The sequence below is a fragment of the Variovorax sp. 350MFTsu5.1 genome (assembly GCF_048302515.1).
Taxonomy (GTDB): domain Bacteria; phylum Pseudomonadota; class Gammaproteobacteria; order Burkholderiales; family Burkholderiaceae_C; genus Variovorax; species Variovorax guangxiensis.
Genome location: NZ_CP157620.1, coordinates 6192361 through 6213786, shown reverse-complemented (window position 1 = coordinate 6213786; position 21426 = coordinate 6192361). Strand labels below are relative to the sequence as shown.

Genomic DNA, 21426 nt, shown 5'->3' with positions numbered 1-21426 from the left:
CGCTTTGCCGACCTCACCTTCGTTCTGAAGCAGATACAAGAACCACAAAGGAGCCATCCATCATGACCAGCGCTACCGCCACCTACGCCAAGGAAGACCTCACCCCGCCGTCGCGCCTGCTGCTGCTGGCCGAGGGCCGCGCGCTGTGGGAGACCGGGGCGGGCCTCGCCATGTGGCCGCTGCTGCAGCTCACGCCGCGCGGCGACGGGCACCCGGTGCTGGTGCTGCCGGGCCTGGTGGCCGGCGACGGCTCCACGCTGCTGCTGCGCCGCTACCTGTGCAGCCGCGGCTACGACGCCCACGGATGGGGCCAGGGACGCAACTTCGGCCCGCGCGACGGCGTGGAGCAGGGCATGGTCGAGCTGCTGAAGAAGCTGCACGGTGAGAGCGGCCAGAAGGTCAGCATCATCGGCTGGAGCCTCGGCGGCGTGTATGCACGCATGCTGGCCTCGTCCTACTCGCACATGATCCGCGACGTCATCACCCTGGGCAGCCCCTTCTCGGGCAGCCCGCGCGCCACCAACGCATGGCGCGTGTACGAAGGCGTGAGCGGCCAGAGTTCGCACGACCCGCGCCGCATGAAGTTCGTGCAGCCCACGCCGCCCGTGCCCACCACCTCGATCTTCAGCCGCACCGACGGCGTCGTCGCATGGCGCTGCAGCATCGAGAAGACCGGCCCGCGGTCGGAGAACATCGAAGTCATCGCCAGCCACCTGGGGCTGGGCGCGCACCCGGCGGTGCTCTATGCGGTGGCGGACCGGCTGGCGCAGCCGGAGGGGCAGTGGAAGCCGTTCAATCGCGGGGTGCTGGGGCCGCTGGTTTATCCGGATCCGGATCGGGACGCCTGACAAGACCTGGCTGGTGGCTCTTGTCAGGTTCGGGACGTGCGGCCAATGACTGCGCTGTCACGTGCTGGCTGAATTGCCATTGGGCGTAGCGGTTGTTCAAATCCAGTTCCTCTGCATCCACTTCAACCTTGGTCATCGATCCTGCCGTTGACACGAGGATGAACGCGTACGGATCCTGGCTCTCGTCATCGGCCAGCAGCAGTCGGACCTGAAGCAGTTTCGCCAGACGACTGGCACCATCCAGAATGCCGCGCTCGGGGATGGGGATCGTCAGATAGATAGAAATGATCTGGGAGAACGCTTCTCCTGATCGCGAATCGACCAGGCACGTAGCAGGATCATCACTTCTCATCTCGGTGATGTCGTGCACCACCTTCACGGCGTCGCAATTGACCTCAAGGAGGGTCGACAGACCGCGGCGCAGGGGTTCTGCGCCAACATCCTGTTCCAGCGCAGCGTCAAACCAGATCATTGTCCAAGTCTCCAGATACTCAAGGCCCTGTTTGCATCCGAGCGAGTCCGCGTTAGCCATGGGCCGTGGACGTTTTGTGCGGCATGACCGGTGGAATAGCGTGCGACCGATTTTGATCAGGTCATTGCAAAATCACATCAGGATTCGAGGCGCTGGATTTCATGAGGATGAAGCAGCAGCTGGTGGGTGGTCGCACCGCGTTCATCGGAGAACTCGATTTCGTATGTTTCTTCAGGTTCGAGAAAAATCTCGACGATCAAGCCGATCGCGCCAGCTTCCAGCAATGCCGAGTGGATCGGCGCGGTCAATCGAATTGACTCGTTGATACGGAACTTCATGGCGTTACTTTACGAACAGGGTTGCGAGTTCGGGAACATCCGAACCCGTCTTCAAAATCCATCCGGTCCGAACTATGCCGCTGCCACTCGGCCCAGCGCGGCCGATGTCCGAGCTCTAAAGGTCTAGCTCGGCTCGGAGCTTGCTCCTGATACTTTCCATCATCGACTTGTAGTCCGGGTCGAAGATGAAGTCGATCTCCGACTCGGCTGCAGATTCGATCTCCCTCAGGACGTGCTCCTCTTCCGGGGCGAGCCCGAACCGGGCAATCTTGGTGCAAATCTCCATCAGGATGGCCATCTTGGCTTGCGACAGGGTGATGTTTACTTCCTTGTCGAAGTCGTACTTGTCGTTCGTCACAGGCTGCCTCTTGTTTGGACGTTGGTGATCTGGGCCGGATTGAGCCGCCATCCGGAAAGAAAGTTGTGCGAAGTATCTGTCATGACGTTCAAGCCCGTGGAGGGGTTGAGGTAGTGGATGACAGGATCGCCACGATACGTTCCGCTGATCATCTGCGTGCCCGGACCCTGCACGTGTGCATCGAGGGCCGACTGATAGTTTGCGGCAGCATTCTTGCCCCAAGGATCGTTCACGCCGAAGTCTCTGGCATGTTTGTATTTGGCTTGTAGCTGCTTCTTGTCGTATTGAACCGTGGGCCTGGGCGGCGGTGCCGGGGGAGGAAGGCGTCGAACAACAGTGCCCTGCGCAGGGGGCTCTGGTGGCGGACTCTGCGTCGAAGACTTTCCTCCGACGGGCCGGCCTACTGGTTCGAGGGGAGCGCCGCGAGCGCTTTCCCCGGGTCTTGGCAGAGGCTCGGAACCACGCTTTCCGCCCCCAAGCCCCACGTGCGCAGCGGCCGCATCGAATGCGGCCGCGCCGACCTGATTGGCCGCTGCCACCTGCTCCTCGCTTCCTCCGAGTACACGTGTTGCTGCACCAGGCGCACCGAAGATCGGCCCCAGCAGGGCAATGCCCAGCGTATTGCCGAAGCGCAGGTTCTGCTCGCTCAGCCAGGCACTCTCGGCGCCGGAAATGCTGTTCTCCCAGCGCGGCCCCGGCGTATAGACGTCCTGCAAGAAGGATGTCCTTCTTTTCAGCTCCAGAGACTGTTCGGGCGGCAGGGGATTCTTGCCGCTGTAGTGGTCGTTCAATTGCTGGAGCTTCTCGTCCAGTGCCGACTTCGGGATCTCGTCGGGCATCTGTTCGCATGCCCGCTGGAACGTCTTGGCCGATTGCAGTGCGTCGGTCGGCTCCAGGCGCGCGTCGCGGCCGGTGCCGATCCACATCCGCTCGTACCACGGAATCTTTTCGAACTCCGCCTTTTCCCGTTCGTACCGCTCGCTGCAGATGCCGGGTCGGCGCCGCAGCATCGGCCCCTTGGGCACCTCGAAGGTCAGCACCCTGCCGAGGGTGCCGTTGCTGTTGAAGGCCGGGGTCGAAAAGGGGGACGAAGACGAAGAGGAGGTGGACAGCACCTGTCCCAGCGTCTTCTTGTCGTCGGGGGTCGAACTCATCAGGCCGATCCGTTCATCTCGCAAAGATCGCCATGGCGGGCAACGGCACGGCTTTCGACGAAGACCGTCTGCGAGCCCGAGATGATCTTCACGTTGCCCGCGCCGAGCGAGACGCCCGAGCGCACGCCACTGCCCGCATTGCCTGCCACGCCCTTGACGATGCTGTCGACCATGAGCACCTTTTCGCTGCGCGCGAACACTGTGTGCGAGTAGGCGGCCTTCTCCGGAGGGAGGATCGACACGATATCGAAGGGAACGACCTGCTTGCCGACGATGCAGAAGTCGGGCACGACGTTGACCACCATGAAGCCCGACTCGGCGTCGGCGATGTGTTTTTCGGTGCTCATGCCGACACCTCTTCCTGGCGGGCATTGCCATCGGTTGCGATGACTTCGGCAAGCTGCCGGTGGAAGAGGTCGACCGCTACCGTATCGAGCGCCTGGTCCAGCGTGAGCCGCCAGGTCAGGTGCACGAGCATCTCGTCGAGGTCGACGTGCACCGTGTCGAGCCGCATTGCTTCGCTGCGCTCCGTGCCATCGCCGTCCCTGCACAGCGCCTCGATCCACAGCTGCGGCAGCTGGAACTCGATATGCGGCGCGGAGGCGAAGAAGCCGCTCATGCGCACCGACTCGTCGCCTCGCAGGCCGCCGGCCACGACCTGGTCGGCGGGCGCGTACTGGAAAAAGCGCTCGTCGAAATCGTCGGCGTAGTCCATGTACGGCTGTCCGGCATGACGCTGGAGCCAGGCGTCGTCGTAGGTGCCGGCCAGCGCCAAACGCGGCTGCCAGAAGCGCGCGATGGGGCCGAAGCCGGCGGGCTGCGCGTCCTCCTGGTTGGCGTGCTGCAGCGGTGCGCCGGCGTATTCGATCTGCGGTCCGAAGAACGGCAGTCCGGCGGCATGGCGCGCTCCGGGGTGGTCTTCGCGGGCTGCGCTGCCGAACCATCCGGTGCCGCAGGGATTGGCTGCGTGCGTGCGAGGCTGGGCTGCTTCATCGTCTCCCTGGTCGAAGCCCCATCCGCCGTAGGCGAGTTCATAGCGCAGAGGCACGGCGAGCGTGGGTTGCGGATCGGACAGGCCGCGCTGTGCGGTGTCCTCGTGCCAGCTCCAGTGCCGCGGACCCGTCAGGCGCAGCGCCTTGTGCAGCAGCGTTTCCTCCTGCCGGCGCACCAGCAGCTGCGCATGCCACTCGCTCGACGGCGTCCAGCCGAGGGCGTGCGCGGTGCCCGTCACGTAGATGTCGGCACCGGGCTTGCGCAGCAGCACGTCGGTGGCGGCGCGCAGGCTCGACAGCGTGGCATGGTCGGCGTCCCAAGGCTCGTCGGCGAAGACCGGTCCGCGGTGGAACGCTGCCGGCTCCAGGCGCCCGGGCGCGAGAACGAAGCTCGCGCACACCACCACCACGTCGTGGAAGCGCCGGCCCTTGCCCATCTTGTCGAACTGGAAGTGCGGAAAGGGCGTCGCGTTGCGCAGCTGCGTGAGGCGCGGCGCGGGTATGGGCGGCGCGGGCTCAGCCACGGGTGCCGCCCTCGTCCGCCGCCATCTTCCCGACACCTGCGGAGACGGCCGTGGAGACGGTGCCCAGCACCTGCGTCACCTGGCTCGCCGCGCCGCCACCACCGCCTCCGCCTCCGGCCACCTGCTGAGCGATCGACGCGAGCTGCCCCGCCTTGCCCAGCAGGTCGGCCGGGTTGCCGCCCATCAGCGCGCCCAGGCTCGCGAGCGGGCTGCCCGGAGGCTCGGCCGGCGGCGGGGTGGGCACCGCGTTCGGCTGCAGCGCTGCGCCACCGCCCTTCGGGTTGAGCCAGATGTGCTCGCCGTTGACGGTCACGTCGTCGCCCTGCGCCGTGATATTGATCTTCTTGCCCGTGACCGCGATGGAGCCGTCGGCCTTGAGCTGCAGCACCGATGCACCCACGCGCAGCGAGATGGTCTTGCCGTCCATCTCGATGTGGCTGCCCTTGTCGCCGCCCACGGACAGCAGGTACTTCTCGCCGACGTTGGTGGTCTGCGTCTTTCCGACCATGGTGTTGTCCATCATGCCGACCACGGTGTTGCGCAGCATGCCGACGTTGAAGGAGTAGGCCAGGCCGATGTTCACCATCTTGGCCAGCCCCACGTTGTGCATGTAGGCCATGCCGATGGTGGCCATCTGGTTGCGGCCCACCTTCTTGCTGCGGTCGCGACCCACTGAATGGGTCTCGTCGTGCTCGACCTCGATGTCCTGGTTGCGCTCCGCGTGCAGCCACACCTGCTCGGCACCCTTCTTGTCCTCGAAGCGCAAGGCATTGGCATTGGCCTCGCTGCCGCCCTCGGAGCTGCGCGTGAGCAGGCCGCTCTGCGTGGCGTTGTCGGGCAGCGTCCACGGCGGCATGTTGTCGGCGTTGTAGACGCGGCCGGTCACGATGGGCCGGTCGGGGTCGCCGTTCTCGAAGTCGACGATCACCTCCTGCCCGATGCGCGGGATCTGGATGCCGCCGAAGTTGGTGCCAGCCCAGGGCGATGACACGCGCACCCAGCACGAGCTGTTCTCGTCCTTCGTGCAGTAGCGGTTCCAGTGGAAGCTGAGCTTCACGCGGCCGTACTCGTCGGTCCAGATCTCGCGGCCCGCGGGGCCGGTGACGATGGCGGTCTGCGGCCCGGTTGTGCGCGGCCTGGGCACCGGCGGCGCCGGCGCGCGGAAGACCTTGTTCGACGGAATCACGTCGAAGTCGACGCGGCACTCGAACTCCTGCTGCGAACTCGCGTCGCCCACGTCCTGCAGCCGCAGATGGGCATGCGTGACCAGGTACTGCCGGTTCGATTCGTTCTGCGGATGCCGCTCCAGCGTCATGAGGCAGCCCGGCACCACGGCACGCAGGTTGCCCGAGCCGCTGGCGAGCTCGCCCTGGCTGCCGGTCTCCTCCATGCGCGTGCGCACCAGCTGCTCGCCTTCGGACTCGACGACGTAGTCGCCCGGCCAGCCATAGCGCTCCCAGGTGTTCTGCGCGGTCTTGCGCGGCATGGCGCTGATCTGCTGCAGCTCGGCCTTGGGGCGCTTGAAGTCGAAGTCGTCCGTCACCCAGCGGCCGCTTTGCAGCTCCTCGCAGGCGTTGAAGCGGTCGCAGTGCTCCTCGCGCACGGTCGCGTCCGCAGGGTGGAAGGGGATGCTCTGGTAGCCCTCGTGGGCGAAGGGCTGGTGCGAGGCCATCTCGTCCACGATGACCAGCCTGTGGCTGCTCTCCTCGTGCTCGAAGTAGTAGTACAGGCCCCATTCGTGCAGCAGTCGGGCGATGAAGTCGTGGTCGCTCTCGCCGTACTGCACCTGAAACTCGCGCGGCGGATAGCTGCGCGTTGCCCGGACTTCGAAGGGCAGGCTGTACTTGCCGAGCACCGTCCTGACGATGTCCAGCACGTTCTGGTTCTGGAAGATGCGGTAGTCGCTCGTGCGCGTGGCAAGCGTGAGCCAGGGCTCGATCACGGCTTCGTAGAGCGCGCGCCGGTTCTCCAGCCGCAGGAAGCGTACGCGTGTGACCAGGCCCGAGATGTGGCGCTGCTGCGGCCCGGAGCCCGGGCGGCCGTCGAGCACGATGTGCGCGGCCAGCATTTCGCCCACAAGCTGCTTGATGGCGACGTTGGCCGCCTGCCGCTCGTTGTAGCCCTGCTGCTCGGGCGTGGCCAGCGTCAGCGTGTAGCGAAACAGGCTGCTCAGGCCCTCGTCGCCCGCGATGGCGATGGGTTCCAGCGCCGGCGCATTGCCGAGCGTAGGCATGGCGGACGAGGAAGCGGTAAGGACACGCGCAAGCTGCGCTGCGCCGACAGACATGGAATCTCCCTGGAGTTCTTGGGTTCTTGGCTGACGAAGCAAATCGTAGCAATTCGAGCCTGAAACACCAGTAAGACGATAGATTGCTACAGATCGGGCATTTCCGGCGTTCTTGCGTTCGTGTGCGCAAGATTGCGGCGAGCCATGACTTCCGTCACTTGTGGCGCCGCTGGTCCGCCCAAAACAATGGCGCACCATGCACAGCCTCCCGCCCATCTACCCTCGCATCAGGCATGCCGGCTTCGTGGAGCAGGCGATGCGGCCGGTGCTGGACCTGATCGAGACGCTCGGAGGCAACCGCGAAGCGCACGAACCGGTGGCCTTTCCCCTTGCCGCGGATTCCGACCTGCTGGTGAGCTTCGTGGTCGACACTTCGGCGCGGTTCGTCACGCTGACCCGCGAGGGGCTGCTGGAGACAGGACTCGACACGCAGTCGATGTACGAACTGGCCATCGACAACATGCTGCGGCTCGTGGCGCCCAACGTCCGCACGCGGGATTTCGGCTGCTACAGGGCACTCGTCGCGGGCGACGGCTTCGAGGCCTGCATGCTGCTGCTGCCCGATCTCTGGCAGCAGCTTGCGCAGGGCTTCGAGGGCGAGCTGATCGCGGTGGTGCCGAGTCGCGACGTCGTCTACTTCGCCGAGAGCCGCGGCGGCGCCGAAGCGTTGGGCCGCATGTGCGCTGCCGCCGAAAAGCTCAGGGCGGCTGCCGGGTCCGAAGGGCTCTCCGACAGGGTGATGGCGCTGACCGCCGACGGCTGGTGCGTGCGCGGCACGCTCGACGCCTTCGCCCCAGAGCTGGAAGCCTGAGCTTCCGCCGCCGCCTCAGTTCCCCGCCCACACGTCCAGCACGTAGCGCTGGTCCGCGATCATTTTGTCCATCCACGTGGTGCTGTCGTGCCCGTGCTCGCGCGCAAGGTCGCTCAGCGTGCGACGCACATCGGGCTCCATGCGCGAGCCGTCGCCGCACACGTAGACCACCGCGCCGGCTTCCAGCAGCTTCCACACGTGTGCGGCCTGCTCGCGGATCAGGTCCTGCACGTAGACCTTGCGCTCGCCCGCGCGTGAGAAGGCGGTGTGCAGCTTCATCAGGCCGCGATGCGCCCAGGCCTGCAGTTCGTCGGCATAGATGAAGTCCTGCTCGGGATGGCGGCAGCCGAAGAAAAGCAGCGCCTCGCCGAGCGCGGTGCCCGCCTCGGCCTGCGCCGCGCGCTCCTGCAGGAAGCCGCGGAACGGGGCGAGCCCGGTGCCGGGGCCGATCATGATGAGCGGCCGGGTCGCGTCCTCCGGCAGCCTGAAGCCTTCGGCCGTGGTCTCGCGCACCACGCCGTGCACCGTGTCGCCGGCCTCGGTGCGCGCCAGGAAGTTGGAGCACACGCCCTCGAAGGTGCCGATGCCAGACTTGGCGGGCCCGCTCACCACGCCCACCGTCACGCTGCAGCGGCCCGGCGTCATTGCGGGCGAGGACGAGATCGAGTAGTAGCGCGGCGAGAGCGGCGACAGCATCTCCAGGAACACGGCAAACGGCACCTGGCAGGCGCGGTGCTCTTCCAGCAGGTCGAGCAGCGACTTGCGCTTGTGCAGTACCTCGGCCTTGTATGCGGCCTGCGAGGCCTCGTCGCTGCCCGAGAGGGCCTCCAGCCTGGGTTTCGTGAAAGGGCACTCGGTGTACGCCGCCAGCGTGGCGATCTGCTTGCGCGTGGCCACGTCCTGCAGCTCGACATAGTCGCCCAGCAGGCGGTCTACCGCGATCACCTGCTCCACCGGCAGCGCCGCCTTGCGGCCCGTGGCCGCGTGCAACCGCACATGGGCCGTGCGGTCGAAGCCGAAGCGCGCCATCGCGCGTTCGACCTGCGCCGGGCTGTTGCGCGGCACCACGCTCAGGTGGTCGCCGGCGCGGTAGACGAGGCCCTCGGGCAGCATCAGCTCGACGTGGCGCGTGGAGCGGCCGGCCTCGCCGTTGCCACCGCTTTGCAGTTCGCGGTTCTCGATGACGCGCATCGCCACCGCGCCGAGCGCATCGACGATCGCGTTCTTCTGCGGCGGCGGCAGCTCTTCCAGCGTGTAGAGCGGCTCGCTCTGCGCGGGCATGTCGGCACCCGTCTTGATGCCGAAGGCCTTCGACAGCGCAGGCCAGAGTGCGTCGCTCCAGTCCTGGAAGGCGCCGTCCATGTCCTCGCGCGCATCGCCTTCGCCGCGCGAGTGGATGCGCGCGGCGCCCAGCGCCTCGAGCCGCTCGTCGATGCGGCGCGGCACGGCCTGGTAGGTGGAGGCCCAGTCGGTGTTGCCGCAACCGAAGACGCTGAAGCGCACGCCGTTGAGCGAATCGTCGGCCTTGTCGAGCCAGCGGTGGAATTCCGCCGCGTTGTCGGGTGCGGCGCCGTTGTACGAGGCGCAGACGATGGCGACCGCGCCGTTGGCCGGCAGCCGTTCGGCGTAGTCGTCGAGCGAGGCCAGCTGCGTCGAGAAGCCGCGCATCTCGCCGGCCTCGGCGAGCTGTCGTGCCAGGTCTTCGGCGGTGCCGAGGTTGGAGCCCTGCAGCACCAGCAGCGAGGTGCCATGGCGCGCCGCCTGCGGCTTGCGCTCGGCCGCCTTGGCGGGCTGTACCGGCGCCGCGGCCGCGTCGCTCATGTTGCCGCGCGGGCGCGTGGCCGGGTCGCGCAGCAGCGCCTTGATCCTGAAGTTCTCGGGCTTGATCGTCAGCGCTTCCTTGATCTTCAGCTTGTAGCCCGTGTGGTCCACCAGGTTGAAGCGCTGCAGGATCATGCCCAGCGTGAGCACCGCCTCCTGCAGCGCGAACTGCCGCCCGATGCAGGCGCGCTGGCCGTTGCCGAAGGGCTTGAAGGCGTTCACCGGGCGCTCGCGCTCTGCCTCGCGGCTGAAGTGGTCGGGGTTGAACCGGTCGGCGTCCTCGCCCCAGATGCCCTTGTCACGATGCAGCGCCAGCGCATGCATGATGACCATGTTGTTCTTCTTGATCGTGTACTGGCCGCCGATCTTCGTTTCTTCCTTTGCGCGCATCGAGATCGCGGGCGCCGTGGGGTAGAGGCGCAGCGACTCCTTCAGCACCTGCATCACGTACTGCAGGCGGTTGACCTGCGCGTAGGTGGGCTTCTGCGTGGTGTCGGGGCCGAACACGCTGTCGACCTCGGCCTGCGCCTTGGCCATGGCGTCGGGATTGTTCAGCAGGAAGTAGATGGCGAAGGAGAGCAGGCCGCTGGTGGTCTCGTGCCCCGCGATGAGGAATTCGATGCACTCGTCGCGGATCATCTTGTCGGTGAGCTTCTCGCCGCTCTTCTTGTCCACGCCCGCGATCATGTAGCTCAGCAGGTCGGGCTTGGTGGCGATGTCGGCGCCGCTCGCGCGCCGCTCCTCGATGATGTCCTCCACCATCTTGTGCATGTAGCGGATGTCCTTGCGCTGCTGCGCGAGCTCCTTCTTCAGCATCAGCTCTTCCAGCGGCAGGCCGCGGCGGTTCTGCACCGTCTCCAGCGTGCGCACCATCGCGTCGACGAAGGGGTGGAAGCCTTCGCGGTAGAAGGAATTGAAGCGGTAGCCGAAGCCGCACAGGCCGATGGTGTCGAGCGTGAGCGCGGTCATGTCGCGCACCACGTCCACCTCTTCGTCGAAGTTCAGCCGCTCCCACTTGGTGACCAGCTGCCCGGCGATGTCCAGCATCATCGGGTGGTAGGCCTGCATCGCGCGCTGGCTGAAGTTGGCCAGCAGGATGTTGTGCGGCTTCGACCAGGTCTCCTCGTGCGTGTCGGAGGTGAAGAGGCCGTGCGAGGCCGCGCGCAGCCGGCGCAGCGCGCCGCGCGTGCTCTTGTCGAAGCGCTCCTCCTCGCAGAGCTCGTCCACCAGCGCGGGCGAGGACACCACGATCACCGGCATGCCCGGCATGTCCAGCCAGTAGATGCCGCCCAGGTCCTGCGCGATCTTCCACATGTCGAGCACGGGAGAGTCGGAGCCGATCGACAGCAGGTTGCCGACGAAGGGTTTCTTCGCCGGATGCGGGATCGGATGGAGCGAGTTTTTGCCTGCCATGGTCTTGTTGTGCCTTTGGAATGGACCCGCCTCTGATATCCGGGCTTCGAAGCCGGAGTATCCCGACGGCACAGGCGGCAGGCAGGACGGGGTTTCCCTTACAACCCCCGTCCTCTTCAGCAGTCGCGAAGAAAGTGCACGCTCAGGGCCTGACCATCTTGCACTCCGTGCCTTGCGCGAGCTCGTTGCCGGTATAGACCGCGTCGGTGCGGAAGCCGTAGTTGGTGCCTTCCCAGCCGGTCTTCACCGTCTTGCCGTCCACCGGCACGATGGTGTTGACCACCTGCGGCAGCAGCAGCTGGTGGTCTTCGGCGCGCATGCGCACGGGGCCCACCACCGAGTCGAAGTTCAGGTCTTCCAGGGCATGCGCGACCTTCACCGTGTCGGTGGAGCCGGCCTTGTTGATGGCCGCGGCCAGCAGGCGCGGCGTCATGTCGATGCGCGGTGCGAGGAAGTCCTTGCCGGTCTTGGCCTTGTAGGCCTTGGCCAGCGCGTCCACCTTGGGCGTGTCGGCCTCGCCCGGGTGCCATTCGGCCACCCAGGTCAGCTGGCCCAGCCTGGCCTGCGACACGGCCGTGACCGTGCCCGGCACCGAGCCCGCGCTGTGGTTGAAGTAGCGCAGGTTGTAGCCGGCATCGCCCGCGGCCTTCAGCAGCAGCGTCATGTCCTGGCCCCAGTTGCCGGTGATGACCGAGTCGGCGCCGCTTTGCTTCACGTTGGCGATGTAGGGGGAGAAGTCCTTCACGCGGCCGATGGGGTGCAGCGTCTCGCCCACGAACTGGATGTCCGGCCGCGCCAGGCCCACCAGTTGGCGGCCGTAGCTCGCCCACTGCTTGCCGTGTGCGTAGTCCTGGTTCAGCAGGTAGACCTTCTTCACCTCGGGCGTCTTCTTGATGTAGTTGGCCAGCGCCTTCATCTTCATCGCGGTGTTGGCTTCGGTCTGGAAGTGCCAGAAGCTGCAGGCCTTGCCCGTCATCTCGGGATCGATGGAGGAGTGGTTCAGCACGATCAGCTCCTTGCCCGGGTTGCGCTGGTTCCAGCGCGCCACCGACTGCACCAGCGCCGTGACCACCGAGGAGCCCGAGCCGCCGGTCACGATGGCCTTCGCGCCCTGGTCGATCGCCGCCTGCAGCGCGCTCTGGCTTTCCTGGGCCGAGAGCTTGCTGTCGAACTGCAGCAGCTGCAGCTTCGTGCCGCCGAGCACGCCGCCCTTCGCGTTGATGTCCTCGATGGCGTACTGCGTGTGCATCAGCATCAGCTCGCCCACGTTGGCGAAGGGCCCCGACAGCGGGTCGATGTAGGCGATCTTGTAGGTCGCCTGCTGGGCATGCGATGCGCCGGCCGCGGCCAGCAGGCAGGCAAGGGCGATCCGCGCCAGAGGCGCTTTCCTGAACTTCATGGTGCTTTGTCTCCGGAGGTGTTGTCTTCAGTTCTTCGTTCGCAGCCCGATCACGCGGCTGGCCAGCTTCGTGAGCTCGGCCACCACCTCGTCGGGCGAGAGGCGCCCGCCCGGGCGGTACCAGCTGTAGAGGAAGCCCGGCAGGCTGCAGGCCGCGAGCGCGGTGATCTTGGTCTCGGTGAAGTCGAGGTCGCCGTCGGCGCGCGCCTCTTCGAGCAGCGGGCACAGCCGCTCGTAGAAGTGATGCGCCAGCTTCTTCTGCGCGGCGATGTACTCGGGCCGGTACACCTGCGGCTCGCGGTAGGGAAAGAAGGCCACCGGGTGGTGCGAGATGGTCGCGCGGATCAGCCGCTCCAGGCCGTCGAGCACCTTCTCGCTTGCGCGGCGCGGGTCGGTTGCGGCGAAGTCGAGCGCGGTGAAGCAGTCGACCGCGGGGCGCCACGACAGCGTCTCGAAGATCTCCTGCTTGTCGCGGAAGTAGTAGTACACGAAGGGCTTGGTCATGCCCAGCTCGCGCACGATCTGCGCCATGGTGGTGTTGGCGTAGCCCTGTGCCGCGAAGAGCTGCGCGGCCGCCTGCAGGATGCGCTCGCGCTGCGTGTCGGTGCCCTGCGTGGCCGCGCGCTGGCGGCCCGTGCCCTGGGGCAGGTGCGGCTGCGCCGTGACGCCGCTCTGGTCTGCGGAGCCAGAGGGTTTTTGCCGTGTCGCGGAAGTTATACCCATGGGTAGGATTGTTCGTGCACCATGCACCATTGGCAAGCGCCAGCCCCTTGCGGGCTGCTATCGATAACCCTGAGAAAGTGACGCCATGGAGACATTGCCCGACCGCCCGCAGCAGACCCTGCACGAGTACCTGCGCACCCACGCGCGAGAGCGCGGCGACAGCCCCGCCTGTATCTGGTACGGCCACGCGACGAGCTGGGGCGCGCTCGACCGCGCCAGCGACGCCTTCGCCGCGCGGCTGCAGGCGCTGGGCGTGGAGAAGGGCGAGCCGGTGGTGCTCTTCCTCAACAACTGCCCGCAGTACCTGGTGGCGCACTTCGGCATCCAGAAGATCGGCGCCATCGTCTGCCCGAGCGGGCCGCTCAACAAGGAGCACGAGCTGGCCTACCAGGTCAACGACCTGAAGGCGCGCGTGATCGTCGCGGCCGCGCCGCTCCTGCCGGTGGTGCGCAAGGTGCAGCCCGGGAGCTCGCTCGAGCACGTGTTCGTGGTGCACTACGCCGACCTGCTGCCGGCCGATCCTGCGCTCGATCTTCCGGCCGAACTCGCCGCCGAACGCAAGGCGGAACGCAGCGTGCCCGAGGACTGCGAAGACTTCCTCGCCGTGATGCGCGCCGATGCGAAGCCGCAGCCCGTGGCCATCGGCATGGACGACGTCGCGCTCATGACCTACACATCCGGTACCACCGGCCTGCCCAAGGGCGCGATGCTGAGCTACGGCAACGCGCTCTTCAAGACGCGCGCTGCCGCCGACTGCAACGGCGTGGGGCCCGACGACGTGCTGCTCTCGATCGCGCCGCTGTATCACATCGCCGGCATGCTGATGGGCGTCAACGTGCCGGTGCTCACCGGCGCCGCCTCGGTGCTGTTGCACCGCTTCGATCCGCGCGCGGCGCTGCAGGCCATCGCCGCGTACAAGGTGAGCTGGTGGTACAGCATCGCGCCGATGAACGTGGCCTGCATGCAGGTGCCGGACATCGCATCCTTCGACCTGCGCAGCCTGAAGATGAACCCGGTGACCAGCTTCGGCATCGCCTTCACCGAGCCGCTGGCGCTGCAGTGGCGCTCGCATGCGCCCAACTGCACGTCCTTCGAGGCCGCCTACGGCCTGAGCGAGACCCACACCTGCGACACCTACACGCCGCACCATGCGCCGCGCTGGGGCACGCAGGGCGTGCCGGTGCCGGGCGTGACGATCCGCATCGTCGATGCCGACACGCAGGCCGACTTGCCCGCGGGCGAGGTCGGCGAGATCGTGCTCACCAGCCCCGGCACCTTCAAGGGCTACTGGAACAAGCCCGAGGCCACCGCCGCCACGCTGCGCGACGGCTGGGTGCACACGGGCGACATGGGCAAGATCGACGCCGACGGCTACCTGACCTTCATCGGCCGCTTCAAGGAAATGATCAAGGTCTCGGGCTACAGCGTGTTCCCAGAGGAGGTCGAGACCATTCTCATCAAGCATCCGGCGGTGGCGCAGGCGGCCGTCGTCGCGCAGCCCGACGCCGAAAAGGGCGAGGTGGTGAAGGCCTTCATCGTGCGCAAGCCCGGTGCCGTGCTCGAAGCCGATGCGCTTATCGCCTGGGCGCGCGACAACATGGCGAGCTACAAGGCGCCGCGCGCGGTGAGCTTCATCGACGCGCTGCCCACCACTGGTGCGGGCAAGGTGCTGCGCCGCCTGCTCAAAGACAAAAGCTGAGAGGTTCCGTTTGCTGTTCTCCAAAGTTCTGATTGCCAACCGCGGCGAGATCGCGGTGCGCCTGGTGCGCGCGCTGCGCGACCTGGGCATCGCCAGCGTGGCGGTGCACGCGCGAGACGATGCCGCCGCGCTGCATGTGCAGCTGGCCGACACGGCGGTGGCGCTCGATGCCACCGGACCTTCCGCATATCTCGACGTCGCTGCGCTCATCGCCGTGGCGAAGGCGCAGGGCTGCGATGCGGTGCATCCCGGCTACGGCTTCCTCAGCGAGCGCGCCGATTTCGCGCAGGCCTGCGCGGACGCAGGCCTGGTCTTCATCGGGCCCACGCCGGAGCAGCTCGGCCTGTTCGGCGACAAGGCTCGCGCGCGCGAGCTCGCCACGCAGTGCGACGTGCCGGTGATGCCCGGCAGCGCCGGCGCCGTGACGCTCGCGCAGGCGCAGGACTTCTTCGCCGAGCAACAGGCGCAGGGCGCGGGCGTCATGGTCAAGGCCATCGGCGGCGGTGGCGGGCGCGGCATGCGGGCCGTGCTCAATGCGCAGGATCTGCCCGAGGCGCATGCGCGCTGCATGTCCGAAGCCAGGGCGGCCTTCGGCATCGAGGGCGTGTACGTCGAGCGACTGATGCTGAACGCGCGGCACATCGAGGTGCAGGTGATCGGCGACGGCAAGGCCGTGGCCAGCCTCGGCGAGCGCGAATGCACGCTGCAGCGGCGCTTCCAGAAGCTGGTGGAGATCGCGCCCAGCCCCTCGCTGCCCGAGGCGTTGCGCGCGCAGGTCACGCAGGCCGCGCTGCGCATGGCCAAGGCGGTGAGCTACCGCGGGCTCGGCACCTTCGAGTTTTTGGTCGATGCGGCATCGGCGACGCTGCCCTTCGTGTTCATCGAGGCCAATCCGCGCCTGCAGGTCGAGCACACGGTGACCGAGGCGGTTACGGGGCTGGACCTGGTGCAGCTGCAGATCGCCGTGGCCGCCGGCCAGCCGCTTTCCGAACTCGGCGTGGAGGCCGGCCGCACGGCGCCGCAGCGCGGCTTCGCTGTGCAGTGGCGCATCAACGCCGAGACGCTCGATGCGCAGGGCAACGCTCGGCCCTCGGGCGGCACGCTTGCGCGTTTCGACCTGCCGGCCGGCCCCGGCGTGCGCGTGGACACGCACGGCTATGCGGGCCTCGCGCCTTCGCCGCACTACGACACGCTGCTCGCCAAGCTCATCGTGCATTCGCCCTCGCCGCGCTTCGAGGACGCGCTGCGCCGCTCGCTGCGCGCGCTCGACGAGTGCCACATCGACGGCATCGCCACCAACCTCGCGCTGCTGCGCGCCATCGCGGCGCGGCCGGAGTTCGCGAAGCAGGCGGTGCACACGCGCTTCGTGGAGGCGCATCTGGGCGATCTGCTCGCCGCCGCGTCGACGCTGGAGAAGCAGGTGCGAAAGACGGTGGCTGCACCGACCGGGCAGGCGGCCGTCGCTGCCGATGACGAGTCGGACGAACTCACGGTCAAAGCACCTATGCCCGCGCGCCTGGTGCAGTTCGAGGTCGAGGTGGGCGACGTGCTGCCGGTCGGCGCGCAGCTCGGCGTGCTCGAAGCCATGAAGATGGAGCACCTGCTGCACGCGCCGGTGGCCGGCCGCGTGGTGGCGCTGCTGGCCGCACCGGGCGACTATCTCGTCGAAGGGCAGTCGCTGGTGCAGCTCGAAGCCGTCGATGCGCAGGCCGTGCAGGCCGAGGCACGCGCCGAGCATGACCTCGACGCGATCCGCCCCGACCTGCGCAAGGTGATCGACCGCCATGCCTACACGCTCGACGCCAACCGCAAGGCGGCCGTCGACAAGCGCCACGCACAGGGCGGGCGCACCGCGCGAGAGAACATCGCGGACCTGTGTGACACCGCCTGCGACCCCGCCAACTTCATCGAATACGGCGCGCTCGCCATCGCCGCGCAGACGCGGCGGCGCACGCTGGAAGACCTCATCGCCAACACGCCTGCCGACGGCATGGTCACGGGGCTGGGCAGCGTCAACGCGAAGCAGTTCGGTCCCGAGGCCTCGCGCTGCGCGGTACTGGCCTACGACTACACCGTGCTGGCCGGCACGCAGGGCATGCGCAACCACCACAAGACCGACCGGCTGCTGGCTGTGGCGCACCAGCTCAGGCTGCCGGTGGTGCTGTTCGCAGAGGGCGGCGGCGGGCGCCCGGGCGACACCGACATGCCGATCGTGGCCGGCCTCAACAACCACACCTTCAGCCAGTTCGCGGCGCTCTCGGGCAAGGTGCCGGTGGTGGGCATCGTGCATGGCCGCTGCTTCGCGGGCAATGCGGCGCTGCTGGGCTGCGCTGACGTGATCATCGCCACCAAGGGCAGCAACATCGGCATGAGCGGCCCCGCGATGATCGAGGGCGGTGGGCTCGGCACCTTCGCGCCGGAGCAGATCGGGCCGAGCGGCGTGCAGTCGCGCAACGGCGTGATCGACATCCTGGTGGAGGACGAGGCCGCGGCCGTGGCCGCCGCGAAGCAGTACCTCTCGTACTTCCAGGGCGCGACCACCGGCTGGCAGTGCGCCGACCCGCGCACGCTGCGCCACGTGGTGCCCGAGAACCGCCTGCGCGTGTACGACGTGCGCGCCGCGATGCGCGGCGTGGCCGATACCGGCTCGCTGCTCGAGCTGCGCGCGGGCTTCGGCGCGGGCATTGTCACCGCGCTCGCGCGCATCGAGGGCAGGCCGGTCGGGCTGATGGCCAACAACCCGCATCACCTGGGCGGCGCCATCGACGTGGAGGCGGCCGACAAGTCCGCGCGATTCATGCAGCTGTGCAATGCGCACGGCCTTCCAATTGTTTCGTTGTGCGACACGCCTGGCTTCATGGTCGGGCCCGAGATCGAGGCGCAGGCGCAGGTTCGGCACGTGTGCCGCATGTTCATGGTGGCCTCGCATCTGCGCGTGCCCTTCTTCGCCGTGGTGCTGCGCAAGGGCTATGGCCTGGGCGCGCAGGCGATGACTGCCGGCGGCTTCGATGCGCCTGTTTTCACGGTGGCCTGGCCCACGGGCGAATTCGGCGCCATGGGGCTGGAAGGTGCCGTGCGGCTGGGCTTTCGCAAGGAGCTGGCCGCCGCGCCCGAAGGCGCCGAGCGCGATGCGCTGTTCAAAAAGCTGGTGGCGCAGCAGTACGAGAACGGCGAGGCCATCCACATGGCACAGACGCTGGAAATCGACGCAGTGATCGACCCGGCCGACACGCGCACCTGGTTGGTGCGTGGGCTGTCTTCCGCGACGAAGGCGCAAGGAGCGGCCGTCGCTTACGTAGACACCTGGTAACCGGGCTTTAGACCTCGTCACGTTCGGGGGATCGGTGGCTCCGTACACTGATCCGCTTTGCGTGCATGAACCTGCTTTCCCGATGGGCGGCCCGCCTTCGCGACGTGGCCGTCGCACACTGGGTGGCTGCCTCCTTCCTTGCCCTGCTGGCCGTCGGCGTGCATGCCGTCACGCCCGACGGGCGTCCGCGCCAGCCTGCCGAGGCGCACTGGGTCGCGAGCTGGGCCGTTGCGCCCGTCGACTTCGCCGAGATGGCCGCCAGCCCCGGCGGCGGCGGCTACTCGTCGCCCGCGGGCAATGACCTGCGCGGGCAGACGCTTCGCCAGAAGGTGGAGCTGTCGCTCGACGGAGAGCGCATCCGCATCCGTTTTTCCAATCGTTTCGGCAAGACGCCGCTGCGCATCGCCGCGGCGAGCGTTGCGCGCGGCACCGGTGCCGAGGCGTTCTCGCCGACAACGCTGCGCGTGCTTCATTTCGGCGGCCGCAGCAGCCTCACCATCGCCCCGGGCGCGGAGGCCTGGAGCGACGGCATCGACCTGCCGGTGCAGGCGGGCCAGACCGTGATGGTGAGCGCCTTCTTCGATCGCGCCACGCCCTTCGCCACGGTGTCGATGGTGGAGTCGGGCACGACGTGGGTGACGGCCGGCAACGCGGTGATGACGCCGAAGCTCAGGAACCCGGCGACGCTGGTGCTCAACCAGATCGTGACGGGGCTCGACGTGCTCACCACCAAGTCCGTTCGCACCGTCGTGGCATTCGGCGATTCGATCACGGCGGGCACCACGGAGGCCACCACCGGCGCCTACCCCGACATGCTGGCCACACGCCTGCGCGATACCCAGCCTGGCGGACAGGACGTCGCCGTGCTCAACCTGGGCATCGGAGGCAACCGCCTGCTGGCCGACGGCATCGGGCCCAGTGGCCTTTCGCGCTTCGAGCTCGACGTGCTGAAGCAGAGCAGCGCGACGCACGCGATCATCCTGCTGGGCACCAACGACATCGGCCGCGCGATGTTCGCCAAGGTGCCGGGCGCTGAACTGAAGCCGCGTGACATGCCGACGGCCGAGCGCATCACCGAGGGGCTGCAGCAGCTCGTGAAGCAGGCGCGCGCCAAGGGCGTGAAGGTACTGATAGGCACCGTGCCGCCGTTCAGGAATACGCCCTACTGGAGCGAATCGAACGAGGCCATGCGCGAGGCAGTGAACCGCTGGATCCGCGGCAAGCAGGACATCGACGGCGTGATCGACTTCGACGCCGCGCTGCGTGACCCGGCCGACCCGCAGGCGCTGAACCCGCTGTTCGATTCGGGCGACCACCTGCACCCCAACAAGGCCGGCCATGCGGCGATGGCGGCGGCCATCGACCTGCGCGAACTGCAGGAATGAGCCTTTTTCGGGCTTTCTGCGCGTGTGAGTGAGCGCTAGCAAGAGCCAAAAAGACCCCAAAGGCGCGTCACAGCTTTACACAAGACTTCGTGCACGGCTTACAGGAGGTTCACAAGGGCTGGGCAGCATGAAGGCTCCTCCAACAACTCATGAGGAGTTCTTCATGAAAAAACTTGCATTGGCTCTTTCTGTCGGCGCTGCATCGCTTCTGTCGGTGGGCGCACTGACCGTTCCGACGGCCGTGCAGGCGCAGCCTGTGATCACCATCCAGACGCCGCCGCCTCCGCCGCGCTATGAGCGCGTTCCCCCGCCGCGCCGCGGGTACGTGTGGGCGCCGGGACATTACGAGTGGCGTGGCGGCCGCCACGTGTGGATCGGCGGCGGCTGGGTCCGCGCCCGCCCGGGCTACGCCTACCGTCCGCCGGAGTGGCGCCAGGACGGCGGCCGCTGGGTCTACGACAGGGGCCGCTGGGACCGTGACGGCGACGGCGTGCCGAACCGCTATGACCGTCGGCCGAACAATCCGAATCGCAACTGACGGCGGCGGGTGGGCGGGGCTACCGCGTTGCGGCAGCCCTGCTTCATGAACCTCTCTAGCGGATGCTGACCAGCTCGAGGGTTTCCCGGACTTGGAAGGCGACGCTCCCCGCACCGCCCCGGGTCTCTGCCTCGAAGCGCACCACGCGCCCCAGTTCCTGCGAGAACCAGACGTTCGCGACATAGCGGCCGTACTGGTTTCCGAACACCGAGCCAGCGTTCGGGAAGCGCTGCGTGTACCCCCTGTACTCGATGCGCACGACCTTGAGTTCCCTGCCGCCAATGGTCAGCGCGGTGTCTTCCATCACCGTCGCGTTCAGGTCCATGTTGGAGCGCGAGCCGCCCAGCGTGGAGCTGTAGCGGGCCCTCCAGGCAGCTTCTTCTTTGAGGTTCTCCTTGGCCCAGCCGCCTGGCGGCATGACCGAATCGAATTCGCCCGCGATGGCCGAAGTGACGCTGACAACTTCGCCGTTCGGCTTCTCGACCCAGCCGCCGTTGTTGAAGCTGATCTGCTCGTCCGTCGACGGGTCGATCCTGTAGATCACCTTGCGGTAGGTGTTGGTGAGGCGGTCGTGCAGCTGGTATTCGACGACGCTCGGTCGACCCTTCGCAAAGCCTGTCTGGCTGGCGGCACTGGCTGCGGTGCCACCATTCCCAGGGGCTGCGGCAGGCAGCGACGCCAGCCGCTCGACCGCGTGCCTGCCGCGCTCGGGCAACTGCGCGATCCAGGATGCGGGCATGGCGAGGTTCGAGATCGCAGCACCCGTGGCCGATGCAGGCAGCAGGCCCACGAGCCTGCCTTGTGCATCGAACACCCCGGCACCACCGAGCCCTGCCTCCGGCGCAGCAGCCAGTTGCAAGGCTTCGAGTTCACCCGTTGTGCTGCGGCGGATACCGCCCAGCATGCCGATGCCCAACGTCAGCTCCTTGCCGCGCGGTGCGCCGATCACGTAGAGCGGCATGCCGACCTGCTGTGCATTCGCTGGCGCCACTTCGGCGATGGAGGCGGGCAGGTTCGGAATGCGCAGCTGGCATAGGTCGCGTTCCACATCGGGCAGCGCCAGCGCGGCACCGTAGCTCACGTTGTCGCGCTTGAGTGTCACCGTGCTGGCCTTCGCGAGCAGCTGGCAGCTGGTGACCGCGGTGCCGGCGGCGGTGGCGATCGCGCTGCCGGTGGCGAGCACCTTGCCTTGGGCGTCGCTGGCCTGCACCACCCAGACGCTGGGCGAGACGCGGGCAAAGAGCGCCTCGGGCGCGAGCGCGGTGGTGTTGCGCGAATCCTGCGCGGAGGCAGTCAGGACGGGCAGAGCGATGGCGAGCGCTGCAAGCGCCGGGCAAGACAGGTATTTCATCGC

General features: G+C 67.5%; 17 protein-coding genes. 6 read left to right on the top strand and 11 right to left on the bottom strand.

Translation table 11 applies throughout. The annotated features are described in order from the left end of the window. Window positions 1-62: 62 nt before the first annotated feature. Window positions 63-848: an esterase/lipase family protein gene (locus ABL843_RS28190; RefSeq protein WP_418118120.1), complete on the top strand. Its 786-nt coding sequence runs from the start codon at window positions 63-65 to the stop codon at window positions 846-848. On the opposite strand, the gene ABL843_RS28185 is transcribed toward ABL843_RS28190, so the two are convergent. From ABL843_RS28185 to ABL843_RS28155, 7 genes are all read right to left on the bottom strand, one after another. Then, window positions 793-1320, bottom strand: coding sequence for a hypothetical protein (locus ABL843_RS28185; protein ID WP_418118119.1), 528 nt, complete (start codon window positions 1318-1320; stop codon window positions 793-795). The genes ABL843_RS28190 and ABL843_RS28185 overlap by 56 nt on opposite strands. A gap of 137 nt (window positions 1321-1457) precedes the next feature. Then, window positions 1458-1658, bottom strand: coding sequence for a DUF4926 domain-containing protein (locus ABL843_RS28180; protein WP_184642058.1), 201 nt, complete (start codon window positions 1656-1658; stop codon window positions 1458-1460). 115 nt (window positions 1659-1773) lie between these two features. After that, entirely contained in the window at window positions 1774-2016 is a 243-nt protein-coding gene (locus tag ABL843_RS28175) for a hypothetical protein (protein ID WP_184642057.1), read from the bottom strand. Further along, entirely contained in the window at window positions 2013-3170 is a 1158-nt protein-coding gene (locus ABL843_RS28170) for a colicin D domain-containing protein (RefSeq protein ID WP_418118118.1), read from the bottom strand. Before ABL843_RS28170 ends, ABL843_RS28175 begins: the two co-directional genes overlap by 4 nt. Continuing rightward, window positions 3170-3517 (bottom strand): PAAR-like domain-containing protein, encoded by a 348-nt coding sequence (locus tag ABL843_RS28165; RefSeq protein WP_354325294.1) that lies wholly within the window; start codon window positions 3515-3517, stop codon window positions 3170-3172. Before ABL843_RS28165 ends, ABL843_RS28170 begins: the two co-directional genes overlap by 1 nt. After that, window positions 3514-4686: a DUF2169 family type VI secretion system accessory protein gene (locus ABL843_RS28160; RefSeq protein WP_418118117.1), complete on the bottom strand. Its 1173-nt coding sequence runs from the start codon at window positions 4684-4686 to the stop codon at window positions 3514-3516. Before ABL843_RS28160 ends, ABL843_RS28165 begins: the two co-directional genes overlap by 4 nt. Then, a complete protein-coding gene (locus ABL843_RS28155; protein WP_418118115.1) occupies window positions 4679-6973 on the bottom strand; it encodes a type VI secretion system Vgr family protein in 2295 nt (764 codons plus the stop codon). Before ABL843_RS28155 ends, ABL843_RS28160 begins: the two co-directional genes overlap by 8 nt. 196 nt (window positions 6974-7169) lie before the next feature. Here ABL843_RS28155 and ABL843_RS28150 point away from each other — a divergent pair, with 196 nt between their 5' ends. Then, window positions 7170-7784, top strand: coding sequence for a hypothetical protein (locus ABL843_RS28150; protein ID WP_418118114.1), 615 nt, complete (start codon window positions 7170-7172; stop codon window positions 7782-7784). A 15-nt stretch (window positions 7785-7799) separates the two neighbouring features. On the opposite strand, the gene ABL843_RS28145 is transcribed toward ABL843_RS28150, so the two are convergent. The 3 genes from ABL843_RS28145 to ABL843_RS28135 all read right to left on the bottom strand — a co-directional run bounded on the left by ABL843_RS28145 (window position 7800) and on the right by ABL843_RS28135 (window position 13140). Beyond that, a complete protein-coding gene (locus tag ABL843_RS28145) occupies window positions 7800-11018 on the bottom strand; it encodes a bifunctional cytochrome P450/NADPH--P450 reductase (RefSeq protein WP_369660648.1) in 3219 nt (1072 codons plus the stop codon). A gap of 142 nt (window positions 11019-11160) precedes the next feature. Continuing rightward, window positions 11161-12417, bottom strand: a complete 1257-nt coding sequence (locus ABL843_RS28140) for a branched-chain amino acid ABC transporter substrate-binding protein (protein ID WP_184642051.1) — start codon at window positions 12415-12417, stop codon at window positions 11161-11163. Between the two features lie 27 nt (window positions 12418-12444). Further along, window positions 12445-13140 (bottom strand): TetR/AcrR family transcriptional regulator, encoded by a 696-nt coding sequence (locus ABL843_RS28135; protein WP_184642050.1) that lies wholly within the window; start codon window positions 13138-13140, stop codon window positions 12445-12447. 85 nt (window positions 13141-13225) lie between these two features. Between ABL843_RS28135 and ABL843_RS28130 the strand changes: the two genes are divergently transcribed. From ABL843_RS28130 to ABL843_RS28115, 4 genes are all read left to right on the top strand, one after another. After that, window positions 13226-14839, top strand: a complete 1614-nt coding sequence (locus ABL843_RS28130) for an AMP-binding protein (RefSeq protein WP_418118113.1) — start codon at window positions 13226-13228, stop codon at window positions 14837-14839. 13 nt (window positions 14840-14852) lie between these two features. Then, a complete protein-coding gene (locus tag ABL843_RS28125; protein WP_418120532.1) occupies window positions 14853-18149 on the top strand; it encodes a carboxyl transferase domain-containing protein in 3297 nt (1098 codons plus the stop codon). 65 nt (window positions 18150-18214) lie between these two features. Next, window positions 18215-19534 carry a GDSL-type esterase/lipase family protein gene (locus ABL843_RS28120; protein WP_418118112.1) on the top strand — a complete coding sequence of 440 codons (1320 nt, stop codon included), beginning with the start codon at window positions 18215-18217 and terminating at the stop codon, window positions 19532-19534. A gap of 163 nt (window positions 19535-19697) precedes the next feature. Beyond that, complete coding sequence (locus ABL843_RS28115) at window positions 19698-20072, top strand: YXWGXW repeat-containing protein (RefSeq protein ID WP_184642047.1); 375 nt, start codon at window positions 19698-19700, stop codon at window positions 20070-20072. A 55-nt stretch (window positions 20073-20127) separates the two neighbouring features. Here ABL843_RS28115 and ABL843_RS28110 read toward each other — a convergent pair whose 3' ends face one another. Beyond that, window positions 20128-21423 carry a S1 family peptidase gene (locus ABL843_RS28110; RefSeq protein WP_418118110.1) on the bottom strand — a complete coding sequence of 432 codons (1296 nt, stop codon included), beginning with the start codon at window positions 21421-21423 and terminating at the stop codon, window positions 20128-20130. Window positions 21424-21426: the final 3 nt, after the last annotated feature.

Bases quoted from the DNA above. Each gene is read 5' to 3' on its own strand.
- ABL843_RS28190 (WP_418118120.1), top strand. From the start codon at position 63: ATGACCAGCGCTACCGCCACCTACGCCAAGGAAGACCTCACCCCGCCG.
- ABL843_RS28185 (WP_418118119.1), bottom strand. From the start codon at position 1,320: ATGATCTGGTTTGACGCTGCGCTGGAACAGGATGTTGGCGCAGAACCC.
- ABL843_RS28180 (WP_184642058.1), bottom strand. From the start codon at position 1,658: ATGAAGTTCCGTATCAACGAGTCAATTCGATTGACCGCGCCGATCCAC.
- ABL843_RS28170 (WP_418118118.1), bottom strand. From the start codon at position 3,170: ATGAGTTCGACCCCCGACGACAAGAAGACGCTGGGACAGGTGCTGTCC.
- ABL843_RS28165 (WP_354325294.1), bottom strand. From the start codon at position 3,517: ATGAGCACCGAAAAACACATCGCCGACGCCGAGTCGGGCTTCATGGTG.
- ABL843_RS28155 (WP_418118115.1), bottom strand. From the start codon at position 6,973: ATGTCTGTCGGCGCAGCGCAGCTTGCGCGTGTCCTTACCGCTTCCTCG.
- ABL843_RS28150 (WP_418118114.1), top strand. From the start codon at position 7,170: ATGCACAGCCTCCCGCCCATCTACCCTCGCATCAGGCATGCCGGCTTC.
- ABL843_RS28145 (WP_369660648.1), bottom strand. From the start codon at position 11,018: ATGGCAGGCAAAAACTCGCTCCATCCGATCCCGCATCCGGCGAAGAAA.
- ABL843_RS28140 (WP_184642051.1), bottom strand. From the start codon at position 12,417: ATGAAGTTCAGGAAAGCGCCTCTGGCGCGGATCGCCCTTGCCTGCCTG.
- ABL843_RS28135 (WP_184642050.1), bottom strand. From the start codon at position 13,140: ATGGGTATAACTTCCGCGACACGGCAAAAACCCTCTGGCTCCGCAGAC.
- ABL843_RS28130 (WP_418118113.1), top strand. From the start codon at position 13,226: ATGGAGACATTGCCCGACCGCCCGCAGCAGACCCTGCACGAGTACCTG.
- ABL843_RS28120 (WP_418118112.1), top strand. From the start codon at position 18,215: ATGAACCTGCTTTCCCGATGGGCGGCCCGCCTTCGCGACGTGGCCGTC.
- ABL843_RS28115 (WP_184642047.1), top strand. From the start codon at position 19,698: ATGAAAAAACTTGCATTGGCTCTTTCTGTCGGCGCTGCATCGCTTCTG.
- ABL843_RS28110 (WP_418118110.1), bottom strand. From the start codon at position 21,423: ATGAAATACCTGTCTTGCCCGGCGCTTGCAGCGCTCGCCATCGCTCTG.